Genomic DNA, 12147 nt, shown 5'->3' on the forward strand with positions numbered 1-12147 from the left:
TGGTTTCACTCAGTGTCAATTTCTATTCGGGAGCAGAAAATGCGGTTAACAACCAAGGGTCGTTTTGCAGTAACGGCAATGATTGATCTTGCGTTGCACAGCGCGGATGGGCCGGTTACATTGGCGGGTATCAGTGAACGTCAGAAAATTTCATTGTCTTATCTTGAACAGTTGTTCGGAAAGCTGCGGCGCAGCAAGCTGGTAGGCAGCGTGCGCGGCCCCGGGGGTGGCTACCGCTTGACCAAACCCATGAACGAGGTATCTGTAGTAGACATTATTCTGGCTGTGGATGAACCCATCGACGCCACCCAATGCGGAGGCAAGGAAAACTGCCACAATGATCAGCGCTGCATGACGCACGATTTATGGGCGAACCTGAACGCGCGGATACGCGATTACCTGGCGCTGGTTACACTGGAGCAGCTCGTATCAAACCCCAAGGTGAAGGATATTGCTGTCCTGCAGGATGTGAGAGTCTGCTCCTCATCGCAACATCGTACAGTTCTTGCCTGAGCGGTAACAGTCTGCTGGTTTCAGGTCCGATTTTCCATTTCGATGAGCTTGAAGGGCCCGGACGATGACTTACGCCTATTTCGACCATAACGCCACGACTGCTGTCGATAAAACCGTGCTTGATGTCATGTTGCCGTACTTTCAGGAAGAGTACGGCAACCCCTCCAGCCGGCATGCCCTCGGCATTGCAGCTCGCCGGGCGGTTGATCGCGCGCGCGAGCAGGTGGCGGATGCAGTGGGGGTGCAGCCATCGCAGGTGGTTTTCACCAGCGGCGGATCGGAAGCCAATAATCTGTTCATCCAGGGCGCCGCGGGTTACATGAAGCCGGGACAGATTGCCATAAGCGCGATCGAGCATCCCTGCGTGATGAAAACCGCGCAGGAATTGGCGCGTGCTTCGCGCGGAAGCTGGAATCTACGTCGCCTGGCGGTCGATAATCAGGGCCGGCTGGACCCGGCCGACCTTGACGAGGCACTGTCGCATCAACAGTCGGGGCTGGTTTCAGTCATGCTGGCAAACAACGAAACAGGCGTGATTCAGGATGTCTCGATGGTGGCGGAGAAGGCCCGCGCGCGAGGTGCGTGGATTCATACAGATGCGGTACAGGCATTTGGCAAGATACCTGTCGATTTTGCCTCGCTCAATGTACATGCCCTGACACTGTCATCCCATAAGATTTACGGCCCCAAGGGCGCCGCGGCGCTTATCATGGATAAGCGGCTCCTGCTAAAACCTCTCATCTACGGAGGAGGACATGAAAGCGGATTGCGTTCGGGTACCGAAAACGTTCCCGCAATTGTGGGATTTGGCGTGGCCTGCGAGTTAGTCAAGAGACGAATAGCGGAACATACCACGCATATCTCGGCATTACGCCAGCAACTGGAGCAGGGCCTGATAGAGATGGGTGGGACTGTTTTTGGTTTCGGCGCTTCCCGTCTGCCCAATACCTGCTATTTTGCGCTACCGGGTATCGAAGGGGATACTCTGGTAGTGCGTCTCGATAAGGCAGGTTTCGCAGTGGCAAGCGGTGCTGCCTGTTCCAGTGTCAACCCCGGCCGAAGCCATGTGCTGGAAGCGATGGAAGTGGAGCCCGCTCTGGCTCGTTGCGCTGTGCGGGTAAGCCTGGGTGCCTCCAATTCTTCGAAACAGGTTGCTGATTTCCTTCGCGCTCTCGGTGCTATCGTGGAGGAACTGGGGCAGATGAGCGCACTCTCGATCTGACTGTTTCGCTTGATGCCTGTGCGTCCGGATAGAGATGACGGTTAACGATTATCGGCGCTGAAACGCTCAAAATGCATCAACTATAAAGCGGTCCAAAAAGCTTTTCCGATTTACTCTCACTATATACCCTCTTTCTATCCCGATCCCCAGTCTTTTCCGGAGTTCTTCGCAGTGTCTGCCCAGCCCGTTCCCAGACTCATCTTTTTTATCTGCCACTGGAACGATTTATGTTTATACTTTGCGTTAGGTGCCTCCATGTTCATTGATCCGTAGCCTTTTTGTCATTTTCATCATAAATCCGTGACATATAACCGTATCACTGTCCTCTTGCTGCTTGCCTGCACAATGCTCGTCACGGGATGTGCTACTACCCGCACGAAGGGATCGACGGCGCCGAACGATCAGGGTACAGACTATACGGATCCGATCGACCCATTTGAGGGTATCAATCGCAAGTTTTACACTTTTACTGACATGGTCGACCGGAAACTCATCGAGCCGGTGGCCGACGTCTATATGGATTACGTCCCTGTCCGGGTGCAACGCTCGGTGGGGAATTTTTATGACAATATCCAGTATCCGAACGTCGTCCTGAATGATTTCCTGCAAGGCAAGGCACGCCAGGGATTTCGTGATGGTCTGCGCTTCGTCGTCAATTCCACCGTTGGTGTCGCCGGACTCTTTGATCCGGCTGCTTCCATGGGTTTGACCCAGCACGATGAAGATTTTGGACAAACACTGGGGGTGTGGGGGGTGGATGCAAACACTTACCTTTTTGTTCCCTTGCTTGGGCCTAGCAGCAACCGCGATGTTGCCTCGTATCCAGTCGCTCTATTTACGAATGTCCTTTTCTACATCGGAACTTATGTGATCGGTGCTCCCGTCACGGTGCCGCTTTCCGTTCTGGGTGTCATTGACAAGCGGGCAAGACTCTCCGGCCCGATGAAGATCCGTGATGAAGCAGCGCTTGAGCCTTATCTGTTCGTGCGCGACGCTTACTTGCAACAGCGCAAGCATTTGATCTACGATGGGAATCCTCCCCCCCAGGTTTACGACGATCCCGCGGAGGAGGAGCCCGTAGCCAAGTAGTCGCGAGGAGCGTCAACCATGAGCGAGTTCGGCCGAAGAATAGAGCGTCCTGTATCTGCTGGGCTGCTTCATCTCACTCATCTCGTCTATCTGTTGCATGGTTTCAGCGTCCTGATGGGAATCCTGGGACCGGCATTCATCATTACAGCCTTTCTCACCGGGTGGCCCTCGATCATCGCAGTGATTCTCAACTACGCGAAGCGGAGCGATGTGCGCGGCACCTGGCTTGATTCCCATTTCGGCTGGCAGATACGCACTTTCTGGTATGCCTTGCTTTGGCTGGTGATTGCAGCCCTGTTGTTTGCGACCATCATCGGCATCATGCTTGCGTACATTCTCGTCGTGGGCACGGGATTCTGGGTGGCGTACCGTCTCATTCGCGGCTGGCTGGCATTGACCGACGGCAGATCCATGCCGGTGTGAACGCACACTTCAGCCCGCTCACTCATCCTGGCTTCTGTATTCGCCTGCCCGATTCTTTCCCATTTGCCAGATTCGTTTCCATTTCTGTTCTCGTCTTATCAATAGGACCCGGAAGTATTATGTGTGTCACCGTACAGAATCCGGTAATTGTACCCGCTAATATTTAACATTCTGATTCTTCGGGTAGCAGAGATAGATGGTCTGAAATTGAAGAATGAAAACTAAAGACTGTCTTATGCCCGAAAGAGATGGGCAGAGTTGCAAAGGAATAAGCTCAGGCCTAGAAATACTGCTAATACTGCTGTAAAACGACAAGCGTTATGGGCGACATGTGCCGGCTACATTTTCCGATGCCAGACCTATATTGAAGTTCATCATGCTTCCACCGCAGAGTCCCAAGCAGAACCAGATTCTCGCAGCACTGCCTCTCCCAAGCTACACCCGCTTGCTGCCTCTTCTTGAACATGTGCCCATGCCAGCCGGTCAAGTCATTTACGACCCCGGTCTTCCTTTCAAATATGTGTATTTCCCGACAAACTCCGTAGTTGCACGGCTGTATGAGACGGCAAGCGGAGCGTGTACACAGACCGGAATTATCGGAAACGAGGGGTTAGTCGGCGTTTCGGCACTGCTGGGCGGTGAAAACTATCCTGCTCGTGTTCTGGTGCTGAGCACCGGTAAGGGTTATCGCATTAAAACCAGTTTCGTAAGAGATGAGTTTGAGCTGGGCGACGAACTGAGGCAATTCATCCTGCGCTTTGCCCATGCTCTGATGGTCCAGACCGAACAGGTAGCCGTCTCCAATCGGTACCATACGGTTGATCAACAGTTGAGCTATCTTTTATTGATGAGTCTGGATCGTCTGCCGGGAAATGAGCTTCATATAACCCACGAGCAGGCAGGAATCATGCTGGGCGTACGCCGCGAAAGCGTAACGGTTGCGGCACACAAGCTTCAGGCCGCCGGTGCGATTCGCTGCCGCCGGGGGCATCTTGCAGTTGCAGACCGCCAGCAACTGGAGGCAAGCGCGGGCGAGCAGTATGAGGTCGTAAAAAAAGAATACGAGTGCCTGGCAGCGTTTTATGCTTCGCATGCTGTTCATTCTTCCGAATTGTCTCCTACAAGATTCAAGCGGTTTTTTCAGTCAGCCGAGTAAATCAGGACACTATTCGGCGCCTCCTGCCAGAAGTACTGAATATTGCCTCCCCCGCTCAGGGCTTGACCGGGCGACCGTGTGTGCGGTTTCGAACAGAGTTGTTTTCCTGGACATGACATTATTTCAATCGTTTAGCTGAACATGGGAAATCCGGACAAGAAAATGCGGGAATAAGTGCGTGCTGGCTGCCCGCAGTCAAGAAAGGAGGATCGACGATGAAAAATATGAATATCCTTATCCTGAGTGCAGGATTCCTCAGCTTGAGTGCGGGAATGAATGGCGCCTTGAGTCAGGACGATCGCGCAAAGCATTCCGCAAATCGTGCTCCGCACGATGCGGTTGAAGATGCCCAGACAGTTCACCGCGTGTCTGTCACCCGGCCGGAACAGAAAAAAGACGAACATGATCGTTCCAATGTTTTTGACGCAAAGAACGCAAAGCCTTCTTCGCCAGCTTTTGGGAATCAACCGGACAATGGAAAGACACCCGGGTTTGAGTTTTACCGGGATCCGTTGAACGCCAAGAAGCCGATGCAAACTTTTGAAGAAACCATGAAGGGGGACGTAGAACAGCGCCCTCAGGTCATGAGAGTCCAGCGCGAGTTGCTGCAGCGGCGATATGATTTGACGCCGCGCCTGGATAAGGAGGCGAAAATGTCTCGCGGCAAACCGCTGGCGATGGGACCGACCGCACGTTTGCCGTCAGGCATGACATGGCAGAGGCTCGCCGGAATGACGCCTGAAGAGATAAAAAGCAAAAACGCATTTCCGTATCCATCACTGCCTCATCCCAAGCAGTCTCCGGGGGGGCAAGTGTTTCCCCAAATGCAGATCGACATGTTTCCCAGGCTGCAACGGTTTGATGTCGACCATGACTTGCCGGAAGCTTTCCTGCCGGAATTCCCGCCTGCGATATTCCTCCAGAGCCGGCCCGAGCTAGGGGATGTTTCGCGGGGAGAGGTTGTGTCGATCAACAATTATTATCGCCTGTTCAAGGATATCCTGACTCCTGTGCAGCTCGATGGTTTTCGCATGCTGCTTACTCCCTTCCCGCAGGAAGAATTTAATCCGACAGATGACCGTAAAAGTACAGAACCGAGCCTGGGGGTGACGTGCTTCGACTGTCATGTCAATGGCCATACGACAGGGCAATTTCATCTGAGTCCCGATATTCGTCCGGAAGAGCGTCGATTCCGCCTCGATACCGTAAGCCTGCGCGGCATGTATAACCAGCAGATACACGGTTCGAAACGCAGCCTGCGCTCAGTGGAAGACTTCACCGAGTTCGAATTCCGTACCGCCTACTTCAATGGCGATCCTATTCACGCCATGAAAAAAGGAATGACTATTTTTGATCGGATTCACGTAAGTCATATGGCGCAGCTTCAGAACATGTTCGATTTCCCGCCTGCTCCAAAACTCAAGAGTGACGGCAGACTTGATTCGACCAAGGCTTCTGAGAAGGAAATGCGCGGAGAGAAACTCTTCTTCGGGAAGGGACAATGTGTGAGCTGCCACCAGCCTCCCACGTTCCTCGATCATCAGATGCATGATCTGAAGCTCGAGCGTTTCCTGAATGAGCCGGGGGATGGGCCGATAAAGACTTTCACACTGCGGGGTATCAAGGACAGCCCCCCGTACCTTCATGATGGTCGCCTGCTGACCCTTGAAGATACGGTCGAGTTTTTCAATCTGGTGCTGGGGCTCAAGCTCACAGATGAGGAGAAGTCCGATCTGGTCGCGTATATGCGGCAACTATAACCAATGCCCCTAAGGGAGCATTATCTTTCGAGCTTAGCGCTCTTGTAACATTATTAATATATAGATGAAGTTTTAGGGGGAGATTACTCATGAGCATTACTGCCACACCTGTAATGAACCGAAAAGATGTGCTTTCGTTGACTGCCGGACCCTCTGTTCGCAAATCCCCGCGAGCGGTGCGCAAGGCCGTGTTTCCCGTAGCCGGACTTGGCACCCGCTTTCTGCCCGCGACCAAGGCAGTGGCCAAAGAAATGCTGCCCATTGTGGACAAGCCGTTGATCCAGTATGCGGTGGAAGAAGCGGCTGCGGCAGGTATCGAAGAAATCATTTTCATTACCCATCGGAGCAAGCGCGCCATTGAAGATCATCTGCACCGGGCAGTGGAACTGGAAAGCGAATTGGCCTCGCAGGGAAAACATGCTTCGCTGAAAATGCTGCGACAGTTGACGCCAGGTGGCGTTCACTTCAGTTTTGTCCGCCAGGAGGAGCCCCGCGGCTTGGGGCATGCAATTTACTGCGCGCGGCATCTCCTGGGCAACGAACCATTTGCCGTGCTGCTTCCGGACGATTTGATCGATGGAGATCCTCCTGTACTCGCACAGATGGTGTCCCAGTATGAACAAGTCCAAAGCAGCCTCATAGCGGTGCGTCAGGTTACGCGCGAACAGACGCGGCGGTATGGAATCGTGGATGCTTTTGACACAGATGCAGAGAGCGATACGCTGAAAATCCGGGCGGTAGTGGAAAAGCCTTCTCCCGATACTGCGCCATCTACGATGGCTATCGTAGGTCGTTACGTTCTATCCCCTGCCATCTTTGACTGCATCAGCAATCTGAACCCGGGAGCAGGAGGAGAAATTCAGCTTACTGACGGAATCTCTCGCCTTCTCAAGCTGGAATCTGTCCTGGCCTACCGTTACCAGGGGAAGCATTATGATTGCGGCAGCAAGGCGGGCTTCCTGGAGGCGACCATCGCCTATGGCTTGCAGCACCCGGAAGTGGCGATGGAGTTCAGGGAAACCTTATTAAGGGTAGGGCAGGAGCTCATCCAGGAATTTCAACAGGAATCGGAACCCACTGCCACTGTTGTTGCGGACGAACCCATATTGAAGGCGGCTCAGGCATGATCGATCGCCTGAGAGGGGGATGATTCTTATATTCTTCAGTTAAAGATAACCTGCCTGCTCGTGGTTCGCTCGGCTCCACTCCGGGTCGTGCGAGTCGTCATGGAGATCAAGGAGATCAGGAAGACTCATCACTTCCCGTATTCTTCCTGATAGCGTTTGCTTCTTTCAGCCCGCCTATAACCTGCCGTCTCTGCGAGCGAGAGGGAAGAAGGAAACGAGGAACGCTCTTCTCTTTTCTCTCTATCTGGCTGGATCAGCCTTGGCCGCCATCGTTTCCCCGAACCGTATGGTTCGGCCGGGAGCCCAGGCCGGATTAAACACTATTTCGTTTTTCGGGAATAACATTACCACTGTTGATCCCAATTGGAATCTGCCCATTTCATCCCCTTTTCTGAGCACCAGATCCGGTGAGTCATACCGCCACTCGCGCACATCGCGCGTCCCCTCCGAGTCCCGCGGGTTGACCACCCCATGCCATACAGTGGCCACACTCCCAACAATAGTGGCGCCCACCAGTACTAAAGCAAATGGTCCGAATTCCGATTCAAATATGCAAATCACCCGCTCGTTGCGCGCAAACAGCCCGGGGACACCACGAACGGTTTTCGCGTTCACGGAGAACAGATCTCCCGGAACATAGATCATTCGGCTCACACGTGCATCTACAGGCATGTGGACCCGATGGTAATCCCTTGGGCTCAGATACAGTGTGGCAAAGTTGCCCCCATAAAATTTTTCCGCCAGCCGGGTATCCCCTCCCAGCAGCGCAGCAGCGGAATAATTGTGTCCCTTGGCTTGAAATATCTGGTCGCCGGAAATGACACCGAGCTGGCTTACGAGGCCGTCGGCTGGACAAACATACTCCGCGTCGGATATCGGACGGCTCTCCAGAAGCAGAGGGCGGGTAAAAAAATCGTTGAAGGTTCGGTAGCTGTGGATATCCGAATTGACCGCTTCATTCATATTGACACCGTAGCGCCAGACAAACCAGCGGATAAGAAGCGTGGTGAGACTGCCGGCATCGGCATTGGCAATACGTCCAGCCAGCAGTGTCAGCGCGTGTTTAGGCAATAAGTACTGAGGAAATACAGAAAGAGAAGCTGTCTGCATGGCAATTTTTGAGATAAGAATAGGGGCGATTAGATTATGTGTATTAAGCGATCAATCTTCGTGAGCCGATTTTTACTCCAGATTCGCGTCACCCGGATGCCATAATATTCTTTTCGCCCGGGATGCGAACCCCCTATTATAGCCTGTGTCCCAGACCGCCGGTTACAAGTTGAAGTCTGGTTTGTTCTTCCTGTTGCTGCAGTTCCCACATATAAGTATAGGCTCCATTCATCGAGAGGAGTTCCCGATGAGTACCGCGCTCGACGATGCGACCATGGTCCATCACCAGAATCTGATCGGAATCGACGATGGTGGATAAACGATGAGCAATCGTCAGCGTGGTGCGATTGGCAGCGATACGGCGCATCTCCCCCTGAATGCTTTTCTCCGATTTTGAATCCAGGGCGGAGGTGGCTTCATCGAAGATAAGGATTCCGGGATTTTTCAAGACTGCGCGAGCTATCGCTACCCGCTGCTTTTCACCGCCGGAAAGTTTTAACCCTCTTTCCCCAACGACAGTCTGGTACTTGTCCGGCAGACTCTCGATGAAATCATGAAGATGAGCGGACCTTGCAGCTTCAAATACTTCTTCAGCGCTCGCCCTGGGATTGCCGTAGGAAATATTGTAATAAATGGTATCGTTAAACAGCACGCTGTCCTGCGGAACGATACCTATCGCCGCTCTCAGGCTACTCTGGGTGACATCCCTGATATCCTGCCCATTTATCAGGATGCGCCCGCTGCTGACATCGTAAAAGCGAAAGAGTAACCGTGCGAGGGTGGACTTGCCTGATCCACTGTGACCAACTACTGCGACGCTGCGTCCTGCCGGAATGTCGAAGCTGACATCAAACAGAATCTGGCGGTCCGGTTCATAACTGAAATTTACCGCTTCGAAGCGTACGGGTGCGTTTCCGGCAATAAGGGTTGCTGCACCTTGTTTATCCTGGATCTCTTCATTCTCCGCCAGTAAATTGAACATCTTTTCCATGTCCGCCAGAGAATGCTTGATCTCCCGGTAAACGAATCCAAGAAAATGCAGTGGCATATAGAGTTGGAGCATGTAAGCATTGACGAGCACCAGGTCTCCCAATGACATGGAACCCTGAATCACGCCGTCGGCGGCAAGCCACAGCAGTGCAGTTATTCCTATTGCTATGATGGCGCTCTGCCCCGAATTGAGTGCAGCCAAAGAAGTCTGATTACGAACCGCCGCAATTTCCCATTTTTGCATGTGCTCATCGTAGCGCCGCGCTTCCCAGGATTCATTGCCGAAATACTTGACTGTTTCGTAGTTCAGAAGGCTATCAATTGCCTGAGTGTTGGCTTTTGAATCCATGTCATTCATGGTTCTCCGAAAAATCATTCGCCATTCAGTCACGATGAGCGTGAGCGCAATGTAGGCCGCCAGCGTGCCAAGGATGATCACAGAAAACCAGATGCTGTACCCGGAGATGAGGATGATCGCAACCAGGCTGATTTCCAGCAGAGTCGGGAGGATGTTGAACAGCATGAAATTGAGGAGAAACGAAATACCGCGGCTTCCCCGCTCAATATCCCGCGACACTCCTCCCGTCTGCCTTTGCAGGTGAAATCGCAGCGACAGCGCATGTAAATGACTGAACACCTTGATTGCCACCCGGCGAATGGCGCGCTGGGTTACCTTGGCGAACACGGCGTCACGCAGCTCTCCGAAGAGTGTGCTGCAGAGGCGCAGGAGCCCATACGCTAACAGCAACAGAACCGGCAAGACCAGCAGGGCGCGCGGACGGTCAAGCGCGTCGATAATTTCTTTCAGTACCAGCGGTATTGCCACGTTGGCAAGCTTGGCCATGAGCATTAATACCACTGCCGCCACTACCCTGCCTTTGAATTCCCATAAATAGGGCAGCAGGGTACGGACGGTCTTCCAGTCGTTCCGGTTGGTAGGCGGCTTTTCCAGACGGGTAGGGCGCATCGTTGAATTCCAGGTAATGAGGATGGTTTCGGAAGGAGTATAACGCGCTCCTATGATAAGAACGGAGCGCAGAAAGCAGATAAAAAAAGGCGCCCAATCGGGCGCCCTGTTTGATCAATGCTGCAATGATAAACTACTGAATCTGTAATATCGACAGATTCATGGGAGCGGTGCAGGAAGCGCTTTTATGTCGATTCCTCGGATAATTCCCGGCTTGCGCCCTCATCTCCATCCAGGTCGACAGCACCTTCCCGGAATACACGGCTTGCCCGGATATCCTCCGCTTCGAGGGTGATCAGGTCGGTGCGTGACAGGTTTTTCTTTGCTCCTTCGAACAAACGGTTGGCTTGGCGTAGCCGTGCCCGATCGAGAGCATTGCGCACGGAACGCGCATTGGCAAAATGCTCCATTTTCATCCTCAACCGGATGTATTCGCCAAAGGCCTTTTCCGCTTCTGCACTGAAACGGTAATTCTGTGCTGCCAGCATAAGCCTGGCGATAGCCACCAGTTCATCCGGAGAATAGTCGGGAAAATCGATGTGGTGAGCTATCCGCGACCGCATGCCAGGATTGCTACGGAAGAATTTGTCCATGCGGTCCTTGTAACCGGCAAGGATGACAACCAGATCCTCCCGGTTGTTTTCCATCACCTGCAGCAGAATTTCGATCGACTCAGCGCCATAATCGCGTTCATTCTCGGGCTTGTAGAGGTAATAGGCCTCGTCGATGAATAGCACGCCACCCATGGCCTTCTTTATAACTTCCTTGGTCTTGGGCGCAGTATGACCGATATATTGGCCCACCAGGTCATCACGGGTCACGGAAACAAGGTGTCCTTCACGCACATAACCCAGGCGGTGCAGTATCTCGGACATACGCTGCGCGACCGTGGTTTTTCCGGTGCCCGGATTGCCGGTGAAAGACATGTGCAGGCTGGGCGCGCCGGCGGTAAGGTCCAGTTTCTTGCGGACGCGGTCCACGAGCAACAAGGCTGCGGTTTCGCGGATGCGGGTTTTTACCGGTTTCAAGCCAATCAGCTCGCGGTCAAGCTTATCCAGTACTTCCTTGATATTGGAAGCCTGAAACTCGGCTTCCAGATCAATGGAACTGTTATCGGAAGGGGGAATTTCTTTCAGTTGTGTTGTCACGTTTGATCCACCCAAAACAAAAGGAAATAAAATATTAGACCCGTGCCTCGGTTATTGGTTTACCAGAAAGCGGCCGTACATGGGATTATCAGGGAAATCAGGATCAGGTGAGGCAGCAGGCCGGTTAAAGCGCCCGCTGCCCTGTCCGAAGTTGGCTATCCCCTTCCGGGGAAGGAAGGGGAGGAAGTCATCAGTACCGCTCGGTTTCCGGTTTTTCCGTTGCGTAGGAATGGACGGTATAGCGGACTTGCCGGCTATCCGCTTCCTGACGCACCAGGCCAAAGCCAGGCTCGTTCTTCGGACGGTTGACGATGTAGGACATCGCCGGGCTTTCCACACCGCGCGACGAGTCGAAGGCCGTGACACGGATGTAGTGGTTCGGATAGGTCTTGCGGCAATCGTTGATCTCCTGCAGGATACCCGCGGGGTCCTTCAGGTCGAACATCGGGTTGCCGAACATTTCCCAATACGTGTTGCGGGGATGCGGATCATCGGTATATTCAATCCCGACGGCCCAGTTGTTCTTCAGCGCGTATTTGATTTGCGCCGAAATCTGCTTGTCCGTCAGCGGGGGCAGAAAAGAAAACTGCCCTTGCGTGATACGGTTTTGAAAATTGGTCATCATAATGTGGTTTCTCCTCG

Annotated in this window: 11 protein-coding genes; 7 read left to right on the forward strand and 4 right to left on the reverse strand. The window is 53.2% G+C overall.

Translation table 11 applies throughout. From position 1 onward, the window contains the following. Positions 1-39 precede the first annotated feature (39 nt). The 7 genes from iscR (at position 40) to galU (ending at position 7290) form a co-directional block, all read left to right on the forward strand. Positions 40-513: a Fe-S cluster assembly transcriptional regulator IscR gene (gene iscR, locus ACZ5BW_RS03600; protein ID WP_464542611.1), complete on the forward strand. Its 474-nt coding sequence runs from the start codon at positions 40-42 to the stop codon at positions 511-513. Positions 514-577: 64 nt separating this feature from the next. Then, the gene (locus tag ACZ5BW_RS03605; protein WP_464542613.1) at positions 578-1735 is read left to right on the forward strand and encodes a cysteine desulfurase family protein; all 1158 of its coding nucleotides are present in this window, start codon (positions 578-580) and stop codon (positions 1733-1735) included. A 300-nt stretch (positions 1736-2035) separates the two neighbouring features. Further along, complete coding sequence (locus ACZ5BW_RS03610) at positions 2036-2824, forward strand: MlaA family lipoprotein (protein WP_464542615.1); 789 nt, start codon at positions 2036-2038, stop codon at positions 2822-2824. Positions 2825-2842: 18 nt separating this feature from the next. After that, positions 2843-3247, forward strand: coding sequence for a DUF4870 family protein (locus tag ACZ5BW_RS03615; RefSeq protein ID WP_464542617.1), 405 nt, complete (start codon positions 2843-2845; stop codon positions 3245-3247). Between the two features lie 376 nt (positions 3248-3623). Continuing rightward, complete coding sequence (locus ACZ5BW_RS03620) at positions 3624-4403, forward strand: Crp/Fnr family transcriptional regulator (protein ID WP_464542619.1); 780 nt, start codon at positions 3624-3626, stop codon at positions 4401-4403. 215 nt (positions 4404-4618) lie between these two features. Further along, complete coding sequence (locus ACZ5BW_RS03625) at positions 4619-6163, forward strand: cytochrome B6 (protein ID WP_464542621.1); 1545 nt, start codon at positions 4619-4621, stop codon at positions 6161-6163. Positions 6164-6252: 89 nt separating this feature from the next. After that, positions 6253-7290: a UTP--glucose-1-phosphate uridylyltransferase GalU gene (galU, locus tag ACZ5BW_RS03630; protein ID WP_464542623.1), complete on the forward strand. Its 1038-nt coding sequence runs from the start codon at positions 6253-6255 to the stop codon at positions 7288-7290. A 240-nt stretch (positions 7291-7530) separates the two neighbouring features. Here galU and asd read toward each other — a convergent pair whose 3' ends face one another. The 4 genes from asd to ACZ5BW_RS03650 form a co-directional block, all read right to left on the reverse strand. Further along, positions 7531-8400, reverse strand: a complete 870-nt coding sequence (gene asd, locus ACZ5BW_RS03635) for an archaetidylserine decarboxylase (protein ID WP_464542625.1) — start codon at positions 8398-8400, stop codon at positions 7531-7533. 136 nt (positions 8401-8536) lie between these two features. Continuing rightward, complete coding sequence (locus tag ACZ5BW_RS03640) at positions 8537-10357, reverse strand: ABCB family ABC transporter ATP-binding protein/permease (protein WP_464542627.1); 1821 nt, start codon at positions 10355-10357, stop codon at positions 8537-8539. A gap of 185 nt (positions 10358-10542) precedes the next feature. Continuing rightward, entirely contained in the window at positions 10543-11505 is a 963-nt protein-coding gene (gene cbbX, locus ACZ5BW_RS03645) for a CbbX protein (protein ID WP_464542629.1), read from the reverse strand. A gap of 190 nt (positions 11506-11695) precedes the next feature. Further along, complete coding sequence (locus ACZ5BW_RS03650) at positions 11696-12130, reverse strand: ribulose bisphosphate carboxylase small subunit (RefSeq protein WP_464542631.1); 435 nt, start codon at positions 12128-12130, stop codon at positions 11696-11698. Between the last annotated feature and the right edge of the window lie 17 nt (positions 12131-12147).

Source organism: Nitrosospira sp. TNL300 (assembly GCF_055385915.1).

What these genes read in the sequence shown, in the direction of transcription:
- iscR (WP_464542611.1), top strand. Translation starts at nt 40, where the DNA reads ATGCGGTTAACAACCAAGGGTCGTTTTGCAGTAACGGCAATGATTGAT.
- ACZ5BW_RS03605 (WP_464542613.1), top strand. Translation starts at nt 578, where the DNA reads ATGACTTACGCCTATTTCGACCATAACGCCACGACTGCTGTCGATAAA.
- ACZ5BW_RS03615 (WP_464542617.1), top strand. Translation starts at nt 2,843, where the DNA reads ATGAGCGAGTTCGGCCGAAGAATAGAGCGTCCTGTATCTGCTGGGCTG.
- galU (WP_464542623.1), top strand. Translation starts at nt 6,253, where the DNA reads ATGAGCATTACTGCCACACCTGTAATGAACCGAAAAGATGTGCTTTCG.
- ACZ5BW_RS03650 (WP_464542631.1), bottom strand. Translation starts at nt 12,130, where the DNA reads ATGATGACCAATTTTCAAAACCGTATCACGCAAGGGCAGTTTTCTTTT.
- ACZ5BW_RS03640 (WP_464542627.1), bottom strand. Translation starts at nt 10,357, where the DNA reads ATGCGCCCTACCCGTCTGGAAAAGCCGCCTACCAACCGGAACGACTGG.
- asd (WP_464542625.1), bottom strand. Translation starts at nt 8,400, where the DNA reads ATGCAGACAGCTTCTCTTTCTGTATTTCCTCAGTACTTATTGCCTAAA.
- ACZ5BW_RS03625 (WP_464542621.1), top strand. Translation starts at nt 4,619, where the DNA reads ATGAAAAATATGAATATCCTTATCCTGAGTGCAGGATTCCTCAGCTTG.
- ACZ5BW_RS03620 (WP_464542619.1), top strand. Translation starts at nt 3,624, where the DNA reads ATGCTTCCACCGCAGAGTCCCAAGCAGAACCAGATTCTCGCAGCACTG.